This is a genomic window from Pseudomonas sp. WS 5059 (assembly GCF_012985525.1).
Classification (GTDB): domain Bacteria; phylum Pseudomonadota; class Gammaproteobacteria; order Pseudomonadales; family Pseudomonadaceae; genus Aquipseudomonas.
Genome location: NZ_JAAQWO010000003.1, coordinates 691587 through 710071, shown reverse-complemented (window position 1 = coordinate 710071; position 18485 = coordinate 691587). Strand labels below are relative to the sequence as shown.

Genomic DNA, 18485 nt, shown 5'->3' with positions numbered 1-18485 from the left:
ACCTACTGAGGGCCTATAGCTCAGTTGGTTAGAGCAGGGGACTCATAATCCCTTGGTCGTAGGTTCGAGTCCTACTGGGCCCACCACACTCAAAGCCGCGCACTGCGCGGCTTTCGCGTATCTGGCATCTATGAACTCGTGGGACTGGAGCCTTTCAAAACAAGGGATGTGTCCAATAAGTGTCCAACCCGCTTTGCCAAAGGGTTTAGGTTGACCACCTCGGCCAGGTGTCCAGGACTGAAGTGCGCATACTTCTGAGTCATGGCCAGGGAAGAATGACCCAACACCTTTTGCAAGGTGATGATGTCCCCACCGTTCATCATGTAATGACTTGCGAATGTGTGGCGTAAGACGTGCGTAAGCTGCCCCGCCGGCAAATCCAACGCCGCCGCATCCACCGCACGCCTGAACGTTTCATAGCAGGGCTCAAATGGCAGCGCTTTTTGCAAACGTTTCTCCAGCTCCCTGGAGATCGGAACTGTTCTGTTCTTGCTGGACTTTGTTTTGCTGTAGTGGATACGTTGCTGACGCACCTGGCGCACCTGGCGCAGCTGTAAGCCCTCGGCCTCACCCCACCGGGCACCCGTTGAAAGACATACCTCAGCAACCAGCAGCACGTCGCCGCCCAACGCCCGCAGGCAATCCAGCAGTAGGTCCATCTGGTCGTTGACCAGGTAGGCCATCTCTGTTTCGTCAAACCGCAACCCACGGACATTGGCGAGCGGATTCGGTTCGCTCCACTCCCCTAGCCGCTCCAACTCGTTGAATACAGCCCGCAGATACGCCAGCTCATGATTGAGCATGTTCGCGCTTGTAGGCTTACCGGGCTTGCCTTCCCTCGTATAACGGGAGTGCTTACCCTCGGCTCGCTCAGCGCGATACTGGGCAAAGTGGGAAGCGTTGAAGTGGGACGCTTTCGGGTTCCCCATCCGTTCAGCCATCGACCGCAGAAGGTCTTTGCGTTGTTCACCGGTTTTCAGGGTCTGGCCATGCAATGTGTACCAGCGCTCGATCAGATCGGAAAGCCTACGAGAATCCGCCTTTACCTTCTTTTCGAACTCCCCTTTTACTCCCTCACCCAGGATTCGACGCTCGAAATAAAGCGCCTCTCCCTTTGTGCGGAAAACCTTACGAACACGCCCACCCTCACTGCCCTCCGGACGGCAGTCGACCTTGTAGCGGCCATCCGCTAACAGTTTGATAGACATGGGCTATTCCGGGCTGATCTGGCCGGACTCAGGCGCAACGTCATCGGTGACCAACCAGAGGGCATATTTCTTGAAGCGTGGGTGATTGGCAATTTTCAAAAGTGCAGGGGCTCCGACCTCAATAAATCCTGCCTCGTATTTCCTGAACGTACTTTCACTGAAGCCCAGGACCTCGCAGAACTCTTTCTGCGTCAATCGCTCAGCTTTTCGAATCAATTTGAATTTCGCGGCAAAGTCCATCAAGCCCTCTTGACTTGTTCCTTACAAGGAATGAAGATGTTCCCTCAAAGGAACATATGTCCCATATTTCCCATAGGGTATCCATCGAGGGTAGCAGAATGAAGATCTGTATAGACACGCCATACGTAACAGTCGCCGAGTTTGTTCGTCGCTCCGGACAGTCCGATTCAGCAATCCGAAAGGCAGTGGACCAAGGAATCTATCTTGCCCTCCCACCTCCACCAGGCTCGAAAGCAATCATGATCAATATGGTCCACCTGGCCATGGAAGCAGCGGAGCAGGCTGAGCGGGTGCGTGGTGCAAAAACAGAAGCCGGTAACGAGTAAGGGGCCGGCATATGCAATTTGAAGACATCTACCGTCTGGAGGTGATCGACGCCCTAGAAAAGGACCTCGATCTGGACTTTAAGGACATCCGCGGCCCCAAGTACTTGCAGAAGGGCATTTGCCCAGGTTGCGGGGAACGCACGCTGTACATTGCCCGTAAGCAACCCTATCAACTCAAGTGCAACCGGCTAAACCAATGCCAGTTCGAAGAAAAAACCCGTGAGCGATATAGCTACCTGTTCGAAAACCTCAGCGAGCGATTCCCGAAAACAGACCTGAACCCCAACGCCACCGCCGACGCTTATCTGCTGCGCAATCGCGGTTTTGATATCAGCAAGATGAAAGGCTGGTACGAACAGGGCCGACGCAAAATGGCCGACGACCAATGGGCCGACACCGTCCGTTTTCCGCTCTGTGATGGCTATTGGGAGCGAATCATCGATGCAACGATGGTCGCAGCCAACAAGGGCGACAAAGCCGGCATCAAGTACAAAATGAGCTACAAGTCTGGCGGCTGGATGCCACCTGCTATGGCCATTGAAGCCGGTGACACGGTGTACATCGTCGAGGGCATCTTTCACGCCGTTGCTTTGCACCTTGCCGGATACAAAGTGATTGCATCGATATCGGCCAACAACTTCCCCTGGGATGTGATCGAGGCCAACAAAGGTAGGAAGGTACGCTGGATCATCGCCCTGGACGACGACAAGGCCGGCCACCTGGTGATCCCCAAGTATCGCCACCAGTTGCTCGCCATGGATGAAATCGCTTGGGTTGCTCTTTCTGGTCCCGATCGTGATTGGGACGACGTGTATCGCGACGGCCAGTTGGACGACGTATTCATGCAGGAGGCCAGCTATCAAGGTCGGTTGTTTGTAGCCCCTAATCCAGCAAAGCGAGCCTATCTGCTACACCTGAAAAAGCCATTGAGCTTCTTCCTGGTGGAATTTGGCAACCGCCTGTACACGGCGAAAGTGAACACCGATGAGCTAAACAAAGAGCTTAATAAAGACCAGGAAGGCGGGACGGTCCCCAAAACCAGAGAGGAACTTTTCGACAAATATTGCGACATCAAACAGGTGGCCAACTGCGTGCCACATTTTGAATACATTCAACGCGATGCACTCAGCGGGGATCAACAGTTCTTCTTTCAGTTCAACTTCCCGAACCCCGTCCAGAACTGCAAAGAGCCTTTGGCGCCAAACTCCATTGGTGACCCGAGAAGTTTCGCCAAGTCGCTGCTGGAGCGCACACCTGGTGGGAACTTTGAGGGCGGCGAAAAAGTGCTGGCCATGCTTCGTAGTCGGTGGCTGGACAACGCCTTAACTGTTCGTGCGCTGCCTTTTGTAGGCTATGACGCAGCTAGCAAGACCTATTGCTATCAAACGTTCGGCTATCACAAAGGCCGCGAGTACATGGCCAACAGTCATGGCTATCTGGAAGTCGGTAAAACAGGGCTGAAAACATCACTCAGCAGCCTGGTACTGACACGCGGGCAGGATTTCGACCCTCACTGGTTTTCAGACTTCGTCGAAGTCAATGGCCTGAATGGCTTGGCAGCCCTGTCATGGTGGACGGCGAGCCTGTTCACCCAGCAGATCCGCAGCAGACAAGAGTCGTGGCTTTTTTTAGAGCTGACCGGGGATGCCGGTGCAGGTAAATCCAGTTTACTGCGATTCCTCTGGCGCCTGCTCGGTCGAGCAAATTATGAAGGCATGAAACCTAACGCCACCGGGGCAAGTGCCATCGGATTGACCCGAGCCTTGTCACAGGTCAGCAATCTACCTGTAGTGCTGATCGAGTCAGACAGCACAATTGTCGATGCCCAAGGCCGTGAGACAACCAGCCAATACAATTGGGAAGACTGGAAAATGCTCTATGACAATAACGCCAACATCCGCACCGTGGGCGTCAAGTCGTCGAGCAATGACACCGACAGCCTGATCTTTCTTGCCGCCCTGTGCATATCTCAGAACGCCAGTGTGAAAGGCTCCGAAGCCATCCTGACGCGAATTGCCCACATGCACTGCACACGTGCTGGGCACACACCGGCTCGCAAGGTCATAGCCACACGTTTGAACGCCCTCCCGGTCGAGGAACTCGCAGGCTATTTACGTCGGTGCCTAGAGCAAGAAGCGAGCTGGTTAGAGCATTACTTTGCAGCGTTTGCAGAGTACGAAGCAAAAATGCAAGCCAACCTGGTCATTCAGCATCAGCGGATCGTGCAGTGCCATGCGCAACTTATGGCGGCCGCCAAAGCCACTCAGGCGCTGTTCCCTGAGTGGACTGACCAGCTCCTGGACCAGCTCTCTAAACACGTAGAAAGTCGCGCCATTGACCGGCAGCAGCGCGTAAGCAGCGAAGACCCAACTGCCGCTAGGTTTTGGCAGATCTATCACTATCTGAATGAAAAGGTGATCACGACCACTGACCAGGACGGGGTCCGGGATGTCACTCGGGAGACGCTGAACCACAGCTCCGATCCCACCTTGATCGCAATCAACATCGAGCACTTCCACAACGCATGCCGGCTCGCGGGCCAAGAGGTCATCCACGCTACCCAACTCCAACGCGCACTGCCGAAAAGCAGCTCGCACACTTACATCGAGGTTCGCAAAGTTCGATCAGTGATTGAGAAACGCCCGCTCAATTGCTGGATCTTCCGCAAGGGGGGGAAAGAGTGATGAACATCGGAGGGATGAAAGTCCGTGTGAGGGTCTACACAGAGAATTTTTTCGAAATGCGTGTGTTGCCACTGGAATGCCGGAACATCCAGAACATTTTTAAAATATATAAAAATATCTATATAAAACATATAGATAAGCAACATACCAAAATCACCACCAGCCGGAACATGCCGGAACGCACCGGAACATTCTTTAGAGACCTGTTCCGGAAATGTTCCGGCAACCCAGTTTTCCTGAACATGGCTACAGCCTTTGTAATTCAAGGTCTCCAGCCAATCAGCGGAAAAAAATGTTCCGGTATGTTCCGGCTTCGGATGCACATCATTAGAACCCATGAAACCCAAGTGGGCCGGTGCCGACAGCCAGTTTAATTTTTATTGTTCCGGATGTTCCGGCGAACTCGTGGGCACACACATTTTTTAGTGCAAACGCCTCACTGCCATTCCCACCAAAAAGGAGCAACACCATGCAAGTACAAGTAATCATCGGCAACGCCGGTCCTGGCAAAAACACCACATTGCAGGAAATACAGGCGGATCTGGCCAGGCAGGAGATCGAAGTTCCGATTGTTGTCGGCGCCGCCTATACCACTCCCTATTTCCTTAACCTGATCGCTAGTCATGCGATAGCCGGCGCCAAGTACTTCCTGGCGGACGACTGCACCAACTTTCAAATCAAGGCCGTGCTGGATCTGGCGGCAAAAGAAGAAAAATCAGGACTGCCCGATTACCTGGTTGTGCACCTGGTGCGCCAAACCTAAGAGGGTATAGCCATGATTATTCGATACAGCGCCAATGCTCTACCTGGCCAACTTCCGCTACCCGACGGATACGTAGATATTTGCACCCCCGAAGACTTAGCAGAGCTGGCCGCAGGTTCTCACTGGAGGGATCACCCTGCAGACATTCCGACCAGCATCACCGTCGTGCATTTGCACGACGTGAGTGGGCACGATTTGGGGTTGTTTGAAGTACGCACTGCACAGCGCACGGTATTCACGGCCACCCAATTACGGCAGGCCTGAAAGAGACGGTGTCGAGGAGTTCCAGCTCCCCGACACCAACCACCACAAGAGGAGCAACACCATGCAAGCACAGCACCCAAGTAGCAGCGTGAGCAAGGCTAACACAGGCCCCTGCCTCAACGCAGGAAGCACGTACAAACCAACGCGGCCGATGCTGGCCACTGCCGTGATCGGCGCGGCTCTGATCGGCTACCTGGTTCACAAAACACCAGACGCCCGCCAGCGCCTAGAAGACCTGGCCGACATGGCCCAAACCCTGGGCGACTTGTCCGAGCGTGATGCAGCTGTGGTCGCCCAGTTGCTCGCGAAGCCCGCAACCTTGAAGGGGACAAAGCATGTCTGAACAAACCAATGTAAAGCGCTACAAGGTCAAAGAAGTCTGGAAAGACTACGAGGTAACCCTTGAAGTCGATCACAACATACTGACTGTTGAGCGGGCTACGATGATTAATGGATTCTGGTCTAACCACAAAAATCGATTGTTTACTGAAAACGGTGACGTAATAAGAGTTGTAGTTCGCTACTTCGGACAAACCATCATTAACATGATGCTGAGCGAGGGTGGTTCCTCTTTTAGTGAGCACACAGGAAACCGAAGTTTTTTCGAAAATCCGGCCCCTATCTGGACCAAGGATTTACACGATGACGAAGGTTGGGGAGGAAGTGTTGAAGGTAGCCCTTATGGGTGGTGTGGTATTCGCGTAGTAGCCGCCGAAGTCGAGTGCCCTAGCTTTTATGATGTTGAGCTGGTGGAGGTGCCCCATGGCTGAGTCGCATGCAAAAGACAAGTTCGTAATCCGACTGCCAGATGGATTACGCCCAGCTATCAATGCTCAGGCGAAAGCTAATCATCGCAGCATGAATAACGAAATCATCCATAGACTTGAACGGTCATTAGAGCTTGAGGTTCTTTACGAAGATCAACTTAAGTTGAACATGATTCTGGCTCAATGCATTCAGAAACTCCAAAACCCACTGATAACCGTGGACCCCACCAACTTAAGACTTCCCGAAAAAGGAGTGTAGCTATGTTTATTGACGGCCGAATGATCGCGATCAGTGAAAATCAGTATGAAAGTGCACGTTTACAATTAGAACTGCCCTCTGACCATGTCATGGTTGAGGCGACAAGTTTCCTTCATCACGACACTGGGAACGGACGCGTAACAATCCCGCTCCCCAAAGATTATCTCGTTGCCGCGTTTGAAGGTCGAAACGGCGCCCGGTCTTATGGAGTGGTTTTAATTAAGAACCTGAGCAAGATGCAAGCTTCAACATAGCCACTGGAAAAACAAACTTACAATATATTCAGGGCGCCCCAGGCGCCCTTTTCTATTCCTTGCGCCCAACGAGCATCAAACGTATTTATTCCAGAAAAACAATAGGGCCTTTCTGAAACCGTCAAAGAATTGTCTGCCGCAGCAAAAACTTATACAAAAAAATATGATTCACAGCTTCAAACCAACTTTACAAGCATCAAAAAAACTGCTTGACCTAACAAAAATAGAACCAATAAGCTTTGTCAATTCGAGCCAAAAAAATGGAGTTTTATATGAAAAGCACCGAAGCGCTTATCGAACTAATAGACGACATAGAAAGGGTCGGAGATAAAATCGTGTTCATCATAAATATTGCAACATCAGAGCAGCAGTTATCCGAGCGGGCTCGTAGGGGCTTTTTAGAGTACGGGATAGATACGATTAATAGCTTTAGCGATATTGAAAGTAAAATTAAGAATTACCGCGACAATTGCGCACCGAGCTGATCAAAAAGCTCGCGTTGTTCGGCCCTCGGCATTGCTTGCAGGCGGTCGAACAATAGTCGATCCGCCATTTTCGCGGATGGGCTCAAGGTGTGGTGAAAGGTCAAATGGGCCACCCAGGAATGCCCGCAATGAACATCAAGGCATTGACAGTAAAGGGTTACAAAGTCGGGCGAATGAAGCGTGCTGTCACGTATCTTACCGATATGCCCGCATTTACATGTAACTCGCATACCTCCCTCCCCAGGGTTCCTTATGAGGCACTATTCTGCCACAAGGTGTAGTGCCTTTGCCCGTATTGGTCACTACATCATGTGATTGTCACTGCCTTCTCCGGCTCCCGCCAAGTAAACCGGCGGTCCTCCCGCAACGTATCGTTGAGCTGATTAAACAGCTGGCAGATCGGGCGTATCTCGTTACTGGTATAGACCCGATCGATCTTTTCGATATCGCCAAAACCGGCGCTGTTCTCTGGGATAATCCCGGCCAGTGCGGGGTTCATGCGCCACGCGGCAATCACGTCGTTACGTGTGATGTTCTTCACTTTCTCCAGCTCGTCCTTGGCCTGAAAGTCACCCACGGGGATGATCTGAATAGCCTTTTCGCTGCCGTTCGGGATATTGACGAACATTGAGCGGAAGTTGCCCACTCCCTTACTGGCACTTATTTGGGTGCGCAGTTCGTCTTCGTCTTCTTCGGTCAAGTTGGCGTCATTGGTATAGAAGATGTACCCCGCGTGCGCGCCGTTGCTGTAGTAACGCCGACGAAATAGGGTCGCAGCTTCGTTAAGCAACAGTGCCTGCAGGCCGCCCAAGTAGTCAGGTACGCCGTAGATGTTCTGTTCCACGTCATAGTTCAAGACGTGTTCAATCTCGTCCTGGTCAAACTCCACTTCTTTTCCGTTCGATTGCAGCATCACAAAACCGCCATCCACTTTCACCCGCATGTTGATAGCCGGCAGGTGTTCCATTTCCAGGATCTGCCCGAACAAGTTCGGTTTGCGAAGGAAATAGGATTCACCAAACACCATAAAGTCCAGGGCGGCGCGGCTCATGGTCGCGGTGCTGCAGCCCAATGACGGGATGAGCTCACGCAACAGCAGGTTGCGCTTGAACCCGGGAATGGCGCCGTGATGCGCGTTGGCGCGCAGCAGCTTGGCCAGCCCCTGGCGGGACACCGGCGGTGTGTAGATCCGGCCGTCGTGGCTGGCGAACACGCCCAGGTACTGCCCGATGTTTTCGGTCAGTACTTGTTCCGGGGCTCCGAACGAAAACGCCCTCATTGCTTGTTGCTTGGGTTGATCTACTTCCTGGGGCTTTCGATTTGGCTTGGCCATGGCTACCTGATCCGCTGAGTGTGTAACGGCTGCGCCGCTGTTTGTTGGTGTTGAGAGGTTCATTGGCCAGGGCGTGCATGACCGCCCAGGCAACGTCCGCGTGGCCCGTGGCGTCGGTACGGGAAGCGCTGTAAGTGATCTGGCCGCTGGCCGTAGCGCCGCGCTTGATCGTCAGGAACGCCTGGGCGATATCGTTCCACCCTGCATCCCATTCAATGCGGCTGCCCTGGATCGTGTCCTGGGCCTTGAGTACCAGGGTGTTTTTGGTTTCCAGGCTGTAGTGGATCGAGGTCGCCCGAGGGTAGAAGTCGCGCACCAAGTCGAACACCCCATAGCCAATACCCGTCGTATCGATACCAATGTGTTGCACGTTAAAGCGTTCGGTAAGTTTCTTGACCTGAGCGGCCTGGTACTTAAAGGACTGCCCACGCCAGCTGTGTTTTTCCAGGATGCGAAACTTGGCGCCCGGCTCCAGCGGCGGGGCGACCACAACACAGGTGGCATCGTCGCGTGTGCGGCTTGGGTCATAGCCCAACCATACTGGGCTGTTGCCATAGGGCCGATCATCGTCGGGGTTGAAGTCGGTCCACAGGTCCAGGTCGGAATAGCAACGCTCCAGGTCCGCCAGGCTGAACACACTTTGGGTGCTGTCGATAAACTTGCACTCGAACAGCTGCTGAAACTTGTCTTCGTCGTACTCCAGCTGCAGCTGCTCCAGGTCGAACAGATCGCAGCCGCCTGCAATGGCATCGGTGATGGTAATCACCTTGCGCCATTGACCGTCAGGACAGAGCACGCCGGCGGCGATCTGCTTTTCGCTGGGCCACGGCGCCTTCGCTGCCTTGCGTTTGCTGTTGCGGAACGCCTCGCCGGTCCAGAACGGATAGGCTTGATGGGTGACCGCGCTGGGCGTTGAAAAGTAGGTTTTACGCCACTTTTTATGGGTGCCCATGGCGCTGGCCACGGTGCTCAGTTTGTCGAAGTCGCGTATCCAGAAATACTCGTCGATGTAGACGTGGCCATGGTGCCCCTGGGCCGTGCTGCTGTTGGTACTGAGAAAGCGAAGTTCGGCGCCGTTGCTCAATACGATCGGGTTACCCGTCAGCTCCAAACCAAACCACTGCTGAGCAAACTGGATGATATAGCTGCGGAAAATTTCCGACTGCGCACGGCTGGCAGACAGGAACATCTGGTTATCGCCGGTCAGCACGGCATCCATGAAGGCTTCGCCGGCGAAGTAGTACGTCAACCCTGACTGGCGGCACTTCAACACATTACGGATGCGGCGGGTAAGCGGGTTCAGCTTGGCCTCAAACAACTCCTTCTGATAGCCGTACATCTTGCTGATGAACTTATCCAGGAAATCGACTTCGGTCAGGCCTGAAACGTCGTTCTTGACCTTCTTTTCCCGTTTCCTACCGCCTTTGTCGCCTCGATCACGGCGCTCCCCACGCTGGCCCTGGCGCGCTCCCTGGTGATCCGCCGGCACATCCGCCACCGGTGCCGGCACTGGTTTGACCGTCTGTTTCAGCAACCGATCGCGGACAGTGGTAAGACGGTCCAGTTCGTCCAGGTCGCCCTTGGAGAGAGTGGTGGTTTTCTCCAGGATCAGGGTGATTCGCCGGCTGACAGCCGTCAGCGGTTCTTCATCCGAAAGCATCTCGTCCCAGCCGCCTTTGGCGATCCAGTAATAAATGATGCGAATGTTGGGCAGCTTGAGTTGTGCCTGTATTTCACGCGGCTTGCAGCGGCGTAAATAGAGGCGCTTGGCGGTTTCTATGAGTTCTTTGGCATAGGGCATGCCGGCAGTCTATGCGGCGAAAACACCCGAAACGCGGGGTTTAAATCGACGTTATCCGTCGGGTGAAATGCGACGGATAACGTCGAAACAAAGCGTTTGTTTGGGGGGCATACGCTCCCTATCGTGGCGACTCAAATCACCGATTGAGCGCAGATAACGCCCATGCCCCGTTCCCTTGTTTCGTTCTGGAAACGTGTCGCCACCAGCGGCAAGACCGCAGATGGTCGCGACATCCCGGTCCAGGACCTGCGCGATATCGCCGCAACCTACAAGCCGTCGTTCTATACCGCTGTTATCTGGTGTGACCACCAACGCTGGCCAGGCTCACACGGCACCGTGTACGCCGTGCGCCTGGTTGAAGAAGGGGACGATCTGGAACCTGGCGAAGTGGCCCTGGAAGCTCAGTTGAAGCCCAACGACCAGTTGCTGTACCTGAATGATCGCGGGCAAAAACTGTTCAGCAGCATCGAAATCACCCCGAACTTTCGAGACACCGGCAAAGCGTATCTGACCGGCCTGGGCGTCACCGACGAACCCGCCAGTGTTGGCACCCAGGAACTGTACTTTTCGAATCGCTCCAACAAGACCGCTTACTACGCCGCCTCGGTGGCTATTGGCTCTTTTCGTGACACCCAACCCCAGGGTGATATCGGTCGGCTCGCTGCCATGTTCGCGGGTCTGTTCAAGCGCTTCGGCCTCGAAGAATCCCCCGCAACCCCGCTAACCCCAACCGAGAGCACACCCCCAATGGATGAAGCTACAGCCAAAGCGCTGAAAGCATTGCTGGAGCAGCTGTTGCTGGTCGCTGCCGGCATTCAAGCAGTGATTGAACCCGCGACTGAAGACGCCGAAGAACCCGACCAGGCGCCGATCGATGACGTTGAGAGTGCCGTTGCCGATATCGTCGAGCAGGCCGAAGCTGATCGCGAATTTGCCCGCCGTGGCAATACCGACAAACGCCTGGCCAACATCGAATCGTTGCTGACCAAAGCGTTCAGCACGGTCAAAGGCCGCCAGGTGCCACGCACTATCGGTGCCGTCAAACCGACCGCAAAGCGGGTGGTCTGACATGAGCAAAACCCTGTCCACCCACGCACTGAATCAATATGGCCTGCTGCGCTTGGCAATCGCTGAAGCGTACAGCGTCGATGACGCAAGCGAACAGTTCAGCGTAGAGCCGTCCGTAGCCCAGGAACTGAACGATAAGATCACGGAAAAATCGGACTTTCTGGGCCGAATCAACGTACTCGGCGTGTCAGAAATCAAGGGCGAGAAGGTCATGTTGGGCGTGTCCGGCCCGGTCACCAGTCGCACCAACACCAAGACAACCGACCGTGATGCCCGGGACGTTTCCGGCCTGGACAAACTCGGATACGAGCTGTTTTCGACAGAGTCCGACGTGGGCCTTCCTTACGCCAAAATCGACGCCTGGGCGAAATTCCCAGACTTTGCCGAACGCTACACCGCGGCTGTTCAACGTCAGATTGCCTTGGATCGAATCATGATTGGCTGGCACGGCACCCATGCGGCGCCGCAGACCGACCTGACCGCTTTCCCAATGCTGCAGGACGTGAACAAGGGGTGGCTACAGATCGCTCGTGAGCAGATCCCGGCCCAGGTACTGAAAGCAGGCAAGACCGCCGGCAAGGTCACCCTCGGCGTAGAGGGCGACTACGCCAACCTTGACGAGCTGGTGCATGACGTCAAACAGATGATTGACCCGGTTCACCGCGACGCCGGCGACCTGATTGCGATCATCGGCAGCGATCTGATGGCCGCTGACAAGGGCAAGCTGTACGCCAAACAAGGCGACACACCCACCGAAAAAGAACGTATCGAAGGCGCCCAGGTAATCGCTACCTACGGTGGTCTGCCTAGCTTCATCGTACCGTTCTTTCCAGTGAACGCGGTTGTGGTCACCAGTTGGGACAACCTGTCGATTTACTTCCAGGACAGCAGCTGGCGCCGCCAGTTGATCCAGAACCCGAAACGCTCCCGAACCGAGGACTACAACAGCCGTAATGAGGGCTACGTGATCGAGCAGTTGGAGAAATTCGCCGCCGCTGAAAACGTAGAAGTCCTTCCAACCCCGGCGCCTAAACCATGAGCCTGGCACTTGAGCATAAGCGGCGAATCCTGGCGCTAGGCCCAGATGCCGCCAGTGGCGGTGTTGACCCGGCTTACTCGGCAGACACCGCCTTGACCAGTCCCGCGAACGCCCAAAAGCACTTAAAGCTGATGGAAACCGCACTGGCCCAGGATCTGGAGCGTCTGAGCGCTATCAAGAGCCTGGATACCCGCCAGCAGCTCAAGCGGGACGAGCTGCTGCCCAAGTACATGGACTATGTGGAGCGCTATCGCGACTCGGGCCTGAACTACCCGAACCCGGTGTTAACCCAGGTGGTCGTGTGGCTGTTCGATACCGTCCAGTTCGACCTGGGTTTGGAAGTGGCGCTGTTCGCCATGGGCCAAGACCAGCAGATGCCGGAACGCTTCCTGCGGCGCGACTTGCAGACCTTCGTCGCTGATGCGGTGATCGACTGGGCCGAAGCGGAACACAAGGCCAAGCGCAGTCCTGAGCCCTATGTCAGCAGCTTACTGCCCTTCGTGGATGGCGAGTGGGATCTGTTCGAAGGCATCACCGCCCGTTACCACAAAGTGCTTGGGATTCAGGCCCTGGACGCAAATGAGTGGACCAAAGCCATCGAACACTTTGAACGTGCGATCGAGCTGTATCCGGAAATTGGCGTAGGGACACGCCTGGGCGGGGCCCGCAAGGCACTGGAAAAGCAGCAAAAAGAACAGGCCGAACAGGCCACCGAATAACCGACTACCCCCCCCCGGCGAGAAACTGTGGATGTGAGCCAACCATTTATGGCCCTGACCCACTGAAACAGTTTCCTCGCCCCTATTCGAGTGCCCCGCGATGAGCTTTTCAGGCCGCACTACCACCTTTGTGGAACGCCAGATTGAGAACGACGGCTTTTGGCCGAACCTCTCCCTGGCTGAATTCCAGAAGGAATATCGCCTGCCGGCGGAGTACCTGGAAGAGCTGCTGGTCAACACCCTGAGCATCGCCATGGTCGAGGTGAACGACGACCTGGCCCGCGTGAAAGCCACCCTGCAGGCTGCAGGCATATCGAGCCTGGAAAAAGCGGCCGGCGTGACTACTCCCGCCGAGTGGAGCTATGCCCACAAGGTCATGCTCTACAAGCGCGCCGTGTACTGCCGCGCCAAGGGCAATTCGTTGCCCCAATTCGCCACCGTCACCCGCCGCGAAAGCGCCGAAAACACCGGCAAGGAAGCCCCTGAACGCCGCGAAACCTTTCTGGAATTCAGCCAGCAGGCCGTTCGTACCCTACAGGGCCGTGGCCGCATCACGGCGGTGCTGTTGTGATCCAGCTCAAGGCGTTGACTGCCTACCTGATGGAACGCCGACTGGTGGAGCCTGAGCTGTTTGACAGTTGGACCGAACAGGTCAGCCTGGAACTGATCTGGAAGCCCGATCGCGACGGCCTGCACATGTCTGATATGCGCTATCGCGCCGTGTTCGCCCTGGAGCGTTTCACCGACCACCCAGCCAGGCTGATGGCCCTGGTCGCCAGTTGGCTGGAAACCCACGACCCCGATCGGCACCGCCACGATCTGCCGGCGCCGCTGTTCGCCGTTGAGCCCCTGGACGCGGACACCTTCGACGTGGAGCTGTCCCTGGAATTCATCGAGCCGCAATACCTGGCCGAAGATCCCACCGGCGAAATTGAGGCGTTCGGCAAGACCTGGGCATTTATCCCGTTCGATCTTTGGATCGCTGAACAGGGCGAGGTCGATCATGGCGCGTAGCACCCTGGAGCTGGACGCCCGGGGCTACCTGGGCGTGCGCGAGCAACTGGCGCTACTGAGCCTGCCGCCGCAGTTGCGCCGGCGTTTGCTCAACAACGTGACCAAGCGCGTGCGGACCATGAGCCGCAAGCGCGTGCGCGATCAGCAGAACCTGGACGGCTCGCCTTTTGAGGCCCGCAAGGGATCGAGCAAGGGCAAAAAGAAGATGGAAGCCGGCCTGGCCAAGCTGCTGCAGGTCACCCGTGTGAGTGCCGACGAGGCCGAACTGGGCTGGCGTAACGCGCTGACCCGGTGGGTCGCCGCGCAGCAACACAACGGCGTGTCAGAGCGGCGCACGGCCGCGCAGATGCGCCGCTGGAACAAGGTTCCACCAGGCACCGCCTGCACCGACAAGCAGGCCAAGCGCCTGCGCCGCCTGGGCTTTCGTACCCGGCAGAAGGGCAAAAAGAGCCTGAGCCGACCGTCAGTGGCGTGGATTCAAGAGCATGTGAACTACGCCCAGGCCGGCCTGCTTATCCGCATTTTGAACGACGAACGAACCGAATCTACCGGCGCGCAGAGCTGGGATATCACCTTGCCCAAGCGCCAGTTCCTCGGCGCGAGCAGCGAACGTGACACCAGCGTGCTGGTTAACCAGGTGCTGCAGCAAATCCTAAATTCACCCCGCTAACGAGGCACAGCATGGCACTTGGCAAAGTCAGCGTTAACAATCTCAATCTGGGCCAAGGCGCCGTGACTGAGATCGAGCGCTATTTTCTGTTCATCGGGGCCGGCCCGAAAAACACCGGCAAATTGCTCGCCCTCAACACCGACAGCGATCTGGACAACGAGCTGGGCATTCCGGCAAGCGATCTAAAAACCCAGATCACTGCAGCACGCTTGAACGGCGGCGATCGTTGGGCGTGCCTGGCGGCGCCGATCGGCACTGAAGGCGATTGGAAAACGGCACTGGATATCGCGCAGCAACAGGGCTTTTCCGTTGAAGCCGTGGTGATCACCAAGCCTGTGACGAAGGGCGACGAACTGTCAGCCATGCACGATGCGGCCATTGGCGTGAGCAATATCTACGGGCGCCGCGTTTTCTTCATGGCAGCGACCGCCGGCATCGCGGCGCAACTCACCTGGGCGCAGTACCTGCTCGAGCAAAAGGCAATCACCGCCGGCCTGGCCGCGCCGCGTGTGCTGGTGGTTCCGCAGCTCCACGGTAATGACCAGGGCGTGCTGGCCGGTCGCCTGGCGAATGCCGCTGTCAGCATTGCCGACAGCCCCATGCGAGTCGCCACCGGCGCAGTGCTGGGCCTGGGGCCGGTGCCGATCGACAGCGAGGGTAAACCGCTGCCGTCGGCAATCCGCGCCGAGCTGGACAAAGCTCGCTTCTCGGTCTCGCAGACCTATCCCGACTACCCGGGCGTGTACTGGGGCGACGGCAACATGTTGGACACCCCGGCCAGCGACTACCAGGTAATCGAATATCTGCGCCTGGCCGACAAGGCGGCGCGCCTGGTGCGTCCGCTGTTGATCCGTCGCGTGGCCGATCGGCGCCTGAACAACACGGCCAACAGCATGGCGGTGAACATCAACGCGCTGATGGCGCCCCTGCGCCGGATGGCCAAGTCGGTCAAATTCGCCGGCGAGGTGTTCCCGGGCGAGATCGAATCGCCAAAAGACGGCGACATCGTGCTGGTCTGGAAGAGCAAAACCGCCGTCGAGGCGTTTATCAAGCTCAAGCCCCATAACTGCCCGAAAGACCTCACGGCGAACATCGCCCTGGACCTTTCCACCGACGATTCGGAGTAACCCCCTATGTCACGTATTGGCGGCAAGAACTTTGACGTGAACCTGGGCGACCTCCTGGTCCACGTCGAAAGCTGCACCCTGGATATCACCGACAACAGCAAGGTCGCACAAACCCGGGGCGTACCTGACGGCTACGTCGATGGCGACGTGTCGGCCGCTGGCGAGTTTGAACTGGACTCGACCAACTTCGGCTTGCTGATCGACGCGGCACGCGCTGCCGGCAGCTTTCGCGAGCTGGAGGCGTTCGACTCGGTGTTTTTCGCCAAGGCCGGCGACGACGAGCTGCGCATTGAGGCGTTCGGCTGCAAGTTGAAGGTGTCGAGCCTGTTGAGCATCGACCCTAAGGGCGGCGAAAAGACCAAGCACAAGGTGCCGTTTGAGGTCACCAGCCCGGACTTTATCCGCATCAACGGCGTGCCGTACCTGAGTTCCACCGAGATCGAGGGCTTGGGCTGATGGGTGATTGGCTCGACGACTCCAAGAAGATCGAGGAACTGGAGCGCGAGCGGTGCATTCAGGCCCACCGCGCCCGTCTGCGCCCCTCGGGGCCGAGCCGTAGCCACTGCCTGGACTGCGACGAACAGATCCTGGCCAAGCGCCAGGCCCTGGGCGGAATCACCCGCTGTACGCCATGCCAGACCACTTTCGAGAAGGGAAACCGCCGATGACCAACAGTCTGCGGCCAAGCCTCAACGAGGCACTTTCAGAGCCCGGCCGTCTGGCCGGCCTGGAGCAAAATATGGCAATCATGGAACACCGCCTGACCTACATGGAAAACCGGCATGAGTCCGTGCCCATCCGTGTCAGCAAGCTGGAACAGCAGTTTGAACACATGTCCGGCCAACTGTCGGAACTCAACGCTGGCCAGCAGAAGCTGACCAGCGTGGTATCCGGCATCGGCACCAAAATTACCTGGGCGCTGGCGGTGGCCAGCACGCTGTGGGCCATCCTGCAGATGTTCGGGCCAGTCCTGTTGCGGGTGCTGTTCCCATGAGCCTGCGCGGCAAGATCGCCGCCGGCGTCCTTGCTCTGTCCAGCTCCACGCTGGTGGTGTTCCTGGGCACCTGGGAAGGCAAAGGCCAGAACACCGTGTATGCGGACAAGCTGGCCCGTGGCCTGCCGACCGTATGCATGGGCATCACCCGGCACACCAGCCCTTACCCGGTTGTGGTCGGTGACTACTGGTCAGACGCCCGGTGCGATGAGGTGGAGCAGCTGGTGATCCGCAAAGGCCAACTGCAGCTGGCCGACTGCATCACCAACCAGGACGTGGGCCAGAACACGTTCGACGCCCTGAGCAGCCATGGCCACAACTTCGGCACGCCCAGCACCTGCGCCAGTCGCGCCGTGGGCCTGATCAATGCCGGGCGCATCAAAGACGGCTGTGAGGCCCTGGCCTGGGCGCCTGACGGCAAAACACCAGTCTGGGCATTCATCACCACCGCCCAGGGCAAAAAGGTGTTTGTCCCGGGCCTGCACGCGCGCCGATTGGCCGAGGTCGAGCTTTGCAAGGCGGGCTTGTGATGCTGCGCAAAGCCCTTTTTCCGTTGGCGCTGTGCCTGGCGGCCTGGTTCGGCTTTGGCCTGCTGGAAGGCCAGCGCGACGACGCCCGCCGCGAGCGTGACAGAGCCTTGTCCGAAGTGGTCGGGCTGCGCGAAGCCGCACGGATCAGCGGCGAGATGCTGGCCGACCGTGACGCCATCGACCTTCAACGAACCCAGGAACTGAACCATGAACGCGCTGAAAACGATGCTTTGCGCCTTGATGTTGGCGCTGGCCGTAAGCGGTTGCCAGTCAAGGCTACCTGTACCGCCCCAACCGCCAGCAAAGCCGGCGCCGGCGGCCTGGCTGATGCAGGAACCGCCGAACTCACTGCAGACGCTCGACAAGATTATTTCACCCTCAGAGATCAGCTCGCCCTTAGTCGGCAAATGATCCTGGGCCTGCAGGACCACGTGCGCCGGATCTGCCTGCGCTGAACCTTACTTTTACCCCTGAACGGAGCAACACCCATGAACGATAAACGCGAGATCACCCTGGAAGTAGGCGACAAGGAATTTACCTTTGAACTGACTCCCCAGGACGTGACTAAGTACTTCAACGCAGTGACCCAAAACAACAAGGTCTCGCCGGCGAACAACCTGTTGGTGACCACCGTCAAGCAGGAACAGCGCGCCACCCTCAAGGCCCAGTTGGGCAACCCGGTGTTGGTCATGCAATTGGCCGGTGCGCTCCTGGAAGAGTACGGCCCGGACGTTGAAATCATCGTAAAAAAGCCCTCGACCACGCCGAACGACTGACCGAAAACGGCCTGGGCCAACTGGTGGCCCTGGCCAGCCGCTGGCTACCTGGTGCCGAGCCCACCGCCGAGGTGATGGGCACGGCCAAATGGTTGGAAGACGAACACTGGCGCCGGATGGAAATCGCCATCGCTAACGGCATCGCCTACGCACTGAAGGGATAA

The 18485-nt window shown here is 56.9% G+C and carries 26 protein-coding genes and 1 tRNA gene; 22 read left to right on the top strand and 5 right to left on the bottom strand.

Annotated elements, in window-relative coordinates:
* The first annotated feature begins 9 nt into the window (after positions 1-9).
* Positions 10-86 (top strand) — tRNA-Ile (locus HBO12_RS12235).
* 42 nt (positions 87-128) lie between these two features.
* Here HBO12_RS12235 and HBO12_RS12230 read toward each other — a convergent pair.
* Positions 129-1208, bottom strand: a complete 1080-nt coding sequence (locus HBO12_RS12230) for a phage integrase (RefSeq protein ID WP_170042250.1) — start codon at positions 1206-1208, stop codon at positions 129-131.
* Between the two features lie 3 nt (positions 1209-1211).
* Complete coding sequence (locus HBO12_RS12225) at positions 1212-1448, bottom strand: helix-turn-helix domain-containing protein (protein ID WP_170042249.1); 237 nt, start codon at positions 1446-1448, stop codon at positions 1212-1214.
* Positions 1449-1785: 337 nt separating this feature from the next.
* Between HBO12_RS12225 and HBO12_RS12220 the strand changes: the two genes are divergently transcribed.
* From HBO12_RS12220 to HBO12_RS12190, 7 genes are all read left to right on the top strand, one after another.
* Complete coding sequence (locus HBO12_RS12220) at positions 1786-4458, top strand: toprim domain-containing protein (RefSeq protein WP_170042248.1); 2673 nt, start codon at positions 1786-1788, stop codon at positions 4456-4458.
* 469 nt (positions 4459-4927) lie between these two features.
* Positions 4928-5221, top strand: a complete 294-nt coding sequence (locus HBO12_RS12215; RefSeq protein WP_170042247.1) for a hypothetical protein — start codon at positions 4928-4930, stop codon at positions 5219-5221.
* A gap of 325 nt (positions 5222-5546) precedes the next feature.
* Positions 5547-5828 carry a hypothetical protein gene (locus HBO12_RS12210; RefSeq protein ID WP_170042246.1) on the top strand — a complete coding sequence of 94 codons (282 nt, stop codon included), beginning with the start codon at positions 5547-5549 and terminating at the stop codon, positions 5826-5828.
* Positions 5821-6255 carry a DUF2528 family protein gene (locus HBO12_RS12205; RefSeq protein WP_170042245.1) on the top strand — a complete coding sequence of 145 codons (435 nt, stop codon included), beginning with the start codon at positions 5821-5823 and terminating at the stop codon, positions 6253-6255. Before HBO12_RS12210 ends, HBO12_RS12205 begins: the two co-directional genes overlap by 8 nt.
* Positions 6248-6511 carry an Arc family DNA-binding protein gene (locus tag HBO12_RS28575; protein ID WP_275942093.1) on the top strand — a complete coding sequence of 88 codons (264 nt, stop codon included), beginning with the start codon at positions 6248-6250 and terminating at the stop codon, positions 6509-6511. Before HBO12_RS12205 ends, HBO12_RS28575 begins: the two co-directional genes overlap by 8 nt.
* Positions 6512-6513: 2 nt before the next feature.
* On the top strand, positions 6514-6765 hold the full coding sequence (locus HBO12_RS12195) for a hypothetical protein (protein ID WP_170042243.1): 252 nt from the start codon (positions 6514-6516) through the stop codon (positions 6763-6765).
* A gap of 272 nt (positions 6766-7037) precedes the next feature.
* Positions 7038-7250, top strand: a complete 213-nt coding sequence (locus tag HBO12_RS12190) for a hypothetical protein (RefSeq protein WP_170042242.1) — start codon at positions 7038-7040, stop codon at positions 7248-7250.
* Here HBO12_RS12190 and HBO12_RS12185 read toward each other — a convergent pair.
* The 3 genes from HBO12_RS12185 to HBO12_RS12180 all read right to left on the bottom strand — a co-directional run bounded on the left by HBO12_RS12185 (position 7223) and on the right by HBO12_RS12180 (position 10384).
* Positions 7223-7480, bottom strand: coding sequence for an ogr/Delta-like zinc finger family protein (locus HBO12_RS12185; RefSeq protein WP_170042241.1), 258 nt, complete (start codon positions 7478-7480; stop codon positions 7223-7225). The genes HBO12_RS12190 and HBO12_RS12185 overlap by 28 nt on opposite strands.
* A gap of 77 nt (positions 7481-7557) precedes the next feature.
* Positions 7558-8424, bottom strand: coding sequence for a phage portal protein (locus HBO12_RS28375; protein WP_346343183.1), 867 nt, complete (start codon positions 8422-8424; stop codon positions 7558-7560).
* Positions 8336-10384: a terminase large subunit domain-containing protein gene (locus tag HBO12_RS12180; RefSeq protein WP_170042240.1), complete on the bottom strand. Its 2049-nt coding sequence runs from the start codon at positions 10382-10384 to the stop codon at positions 8336-8338. Before HBO12_RS12180 ends, HBO12_RS28375 begins: the two co-directional genes overlap by 89 nt.
* A gap of 162 nt (positions 10385-10546) precedes the next feature.
* Here HBO12_RS12180 and HBO12_RS12175 point away from each other — a divergent pair, with 162 nt between their 5' ends.
* From HBO12_RS12175 to HBO12_RS12110, 14 genes are all read left to right on the top strand, one after another.
* A complete protein-coding gene (locus tag HBO12_RS12175; RefSeq protein ID WP_170042239.1) occupies positions 10547-11452 on the top strand; it encodes a GPO family capsid scaffolding protein in 906 nt (301 codons plus the stop codon).
* 1 nt (position 11453) lies between these two features.
* Positions 11454-12491 (top strand): phage major capsid protein, P2 family, encoded by a 1038-nt coding sequence (locus HBO12_RS12170; protein ID WP_170042238.1) that lies wholly within the window; start codon positions 11454-11456, stop codon positions 12489-12491.
* Positions 12488-13210, top strand: a complete 723-nt coding sequence (gene gpM, locus HBO12_RS12165) for a phage terminase small subunit (protein WP_170042237.1) — start codon at positions 12488-12490, stop codon at positions 13208-13210. Before HBO12_RS12170 ends, gpM begins: the two co-directional genes overlap by 4 nt.
* A gap of 100 nt (positions 13211-13310) precedes the next feature.
* Positions 13311-13781 carry a head completion/stabilization protein gene (locus tag HBO12_RS12160; protein WP_170042236.1) on the top strand — a complete coding sequence of 157 codons (471 nt, stop codon included), beginning with the start codon at positions 13311-13313 and terminating at the stop codon, positions 13779-13781.
* On the top strand, positions 13778-14224 hold the full coding sequence (locus tag HBO12_RS12155) for a phage tail protein (protein ID WP_170042235.1): 447 nt from the start codon (positions 13778-13780) through the stop codon (positions 14222-14224). The genes HBO12_RS12160 and HBO12_RS12155 overlap by 4 nt, the downstream gene beginning before the upstream one ends.
* Positions 14214-14894, top strand: coding sequence for a phage virion morphogenesis family protein (locus tag HBO12_RS12150; RefSeq protein WP_170042234.1), 681 nt, complete (start codon positions 14214-14216; stop codon positions 14892-14894). The genes HBO12_RS12155 and HBO12_RS12150 overlap by 11 nt, the downstream gene beginning before the upstream one ends.
* Before the next feature lie 11 nt (positions 14895-14905).
* Entirely contained in the window at positions 14906-16021 is a 1116-nt protein-coding gene (locus tag HBO12_RS12145; RefSeq protein ID WP_170042233.1) for a DUF2586 domain-containing protein, read from the top strand.
* A gap of 6 nt (positions 16022-16027) precedes the next feature.
* Complete coding sequence (locus tag HBO12_RS12140; protein ID WP_092231970.1) at positions 16028-16477, top strand: phage protein; 450 nt, start codon at positions 16028-16030, stop codon at positions 16475-16477.
* The gene (locus HBO12_RS12135) at positions 16477-16689 is read left to right on the top strand and encodes a TraR/DksA C4-type zinc finger protein (RefSeq protein ID WP_170042232.1); all 213 of its coding nucleotides are present in this window, start codon (positions 16477-16479) and stop codon (positions 16687-16689) included. Before HBO12_RS12140 ends, HBO12_RS12135 begins: the two co-directional genes overlap by 1 nt.
* Positions 16686-17015, top strand: a complete 330-nt coding sequence (locus HBO12_RS12130; protein WP_262376968.1) for a hypothetical protein — start codon at positions 16686-16688, stop codon at positions 17013-17015. The genes HBO12_RS12135 and HBO12_RS12130 overlap by 4 nt, the downstream gene beginning before the upstream one ends.
* Positions 17012-17545, top strand: coding sequence for a lysozyme (locus tag HBO12_RS12125; protein ID WP_170042231.1), 534 nt, complete (start codon positions 17012-17014; stop codon positions 17543-17545). Before HBO12_RS12130 ends, HBO12_RS12125 begins: the two co-directional genes overlap by 4 nt.
* Positions 17545-18000 (top strand): lysis system i-spanin subunit Rz, encoded by a 456-nt coding sequence (locus HBO12_RS12120; RefSeq protein ID WP_170042230.1) that lies wholly within the window; start codon positions 17545-17547, stop codon positions 17998-18000. The genes HBO12_RS12125 and HBO12_RS12120 overlap by 1 nt, the downstream gene beginning before the upstream one ends.
* Before the next feature lie 33 nt (positions 18001-18033).
* Positions 18034-18321 (top strand): putative phage tail assembly chaperone, encoded by a 288-nt coding sequence (locus HBO12_RS12115; protein WP_170042229.1) that lies wholly within the window; start codon positions 18034-18036, stop codon positions 18319-18321.
* Positions 18322-18341: 20 nt separating this feature from the next.
* Complete coding sequence (locus HBO12_RS12110; RefSeq protein WP_463671611.1) at positions 18342-18485, top strand: DUF6890 family protein; 144 nt, start codon at positions 18342-18344, stop codon at positions 18483-18485.

What these genes read in the sequence shown, in the direction of transcription:
- HBO12_RS12230 (WP_170042250.1), bottom strand. Translation starts at nt 1,208, where the DNA reads ATGTCTATCAAACTGTTAGCGGATGGCCGCTACAAGGTCGACTGCCGT.
- HBO12_RS12225 (WP_170042249.1), bottom strand. Translation starts at nt 1,448, where the DNA reads ATGGACTTTGCCGCGAAATTCAAATTGATTCGAAAAGCTGAGCGATTG.
- HBO12_RS12220 (WP_170042248.1), top strand. Translation starts at nt 1,786, where the DNA reads ATGCAATTTGAAGACATCTACCGTCTGGAGGTGATCGACGCCCTAGAA.
- HBO12_RS12215 (WP_170042247.1), top strand. Translation starts at nt 4,928, where the DNA reads ATGCAAGTACAAGTAATCATCGGCAACGCCGGTCCTGGCAAAAACACC.
- HBO12_RS12210 (WP_170042246.1), top strand. Translation starts at nt 5,547, where the DNA reads ATGCAAGCACAGCACCCAAGTAGCAGCGTGAGCAAGGCTAACACAGGC.
- HBO12_RS12205 (WP_170042245.1), top strand. Translation starts at nt 5,821, where the DNA reads ATGTCTGAACAAACCAATGTAAAGCGCTACAAGGTCAAAGAAGTCTGG.
- HBO12_RS28575 (WP_275942093.1), top strand. Translation starts at nt 6,248, where the DNA reads ATGGCTGAGTCGCATGCAAAAGACAAGTTCGTAATCCGACTGCCAGAT.
- HBO12_RS12195 (WP_170042243.1), top strand. Translation starts at nt 6,514, where the DNA reads ATGTTTATTGACGGCCGAATGATCGCGATCAGTGAAAATCAGTATGAA.
- HBO12_RS12190 (WP_170042242.1), top strand. Translation starts at nt 7,038, where the DNA reads ATGAAAAGCACCGAAGCGCTTATCGAACTAATAGACGACATAGAAAGG.
- HBO12_RS12185 (WP_170042241.1), bottom strand. Translation starts at nt 7,480, where the DNA reads ATGCGAGTTACATGTAAATGCGGGCATATCGGTAAGATACGTGACAGC.
- HBO12_RS12180 (WP_170042240.1), bottom strand. Translation starts at nt 10,384, where the DNA reads ATGCCCTATGCCAAAGAACTCATAGAAACCGCCAAGCGCCTCTATTTA.
- HBO12_RS12175 (WP_170042239.1), top strand. Translation starts at nt 10,547, where the DNA reads ATGCCCCGTTCCCTTGTTTCGTTCTGGAAACGTGTCGCCACCAGCGGC.
- HBO12_RS12170 (WP_170042238.1), top strand. Translation starts at nt 11,454, where the DNA reads ATGAGCAAAACCCTGTCCACCCACGCACTGAATCAATATGGCCTGCTG.
- gpM (WP_170042237.1), top strand. Translation starts at nt 12,488, where the DNA reads ATGAGCCTGGCACTTGAGCATAAGCGGCGAATCCTGGCGCTAGGCCCA.
- HBO12_RS12160 (WP_170042236.1), top strand. Translation starts at nt 13,311, where the DNA reads ATGAGCTTTTCAGGCCGCACTACCACCTTTGTGGAACGCCAGATTGAG.
- HBO12_RS12150 (WP_170042234.1), top strand. Translation starts at nt 14,214, where the DNA reads ATGGCGCGTAGCACCCTGGAGCTGGACGCCCGGGGCTACCTGGGCGTG.
- HBO12_RS12145 (WP_170042233.1), top strand. Translation starts at nt 14,906, where the DNA reads ATGGCACTTGGCAAAGTCAGCGTTAACAATCTCAATCTGGGCCAAGGC.
- HBO12_RS12140 (WP_092231970.1), top strand. Translation starts at nt 16,028, where the DNA reads ATGTCACGTATTGGCGGCAAGAACTTTGACGTGAACCTGGGCGACCTC.
- HBO12_RS12135 (WP_170042232.1), top strand. Translation starts at nt 16,477, where the DNA reads ATGGGTGATTGGCTCGACGACTCCAAGAAGATCGAGGAACTGGAGCGC.
- HBO12_RS12130 (WP_262376968.1), top strand. Translation starts at nt 16,686, where the DNA reads ATGACCAACAGTCTGCGGCCAAGCCTCAACGAGGCACTTTCAGAGCCC.
- HBO12_RS12125 (WP_170042231.1), top strand. Translation starts at nt 17,012, where the DNA reads ATGAGCCTGCGCGGCAAGATCGCCGCCGGCGTCCTTGCTCTGTCCAGC.
- HBO12_RS12120 (WP_170042230.1), top strand. Translation starts at nt 17,545, where the DNA reads ATGCTGCGCAAAGCCCTTTTTCCGTTGGCGCTGTGCCTGGCGGCCTGG.
- HBO12_RS12115 (WP_170042229.1), top strand. Translation starts at nt 18,034, where the DNA reads ATGAACGATAAACGCGAGATCACCCTGGAAGTAGGCGACAAGGAATTT.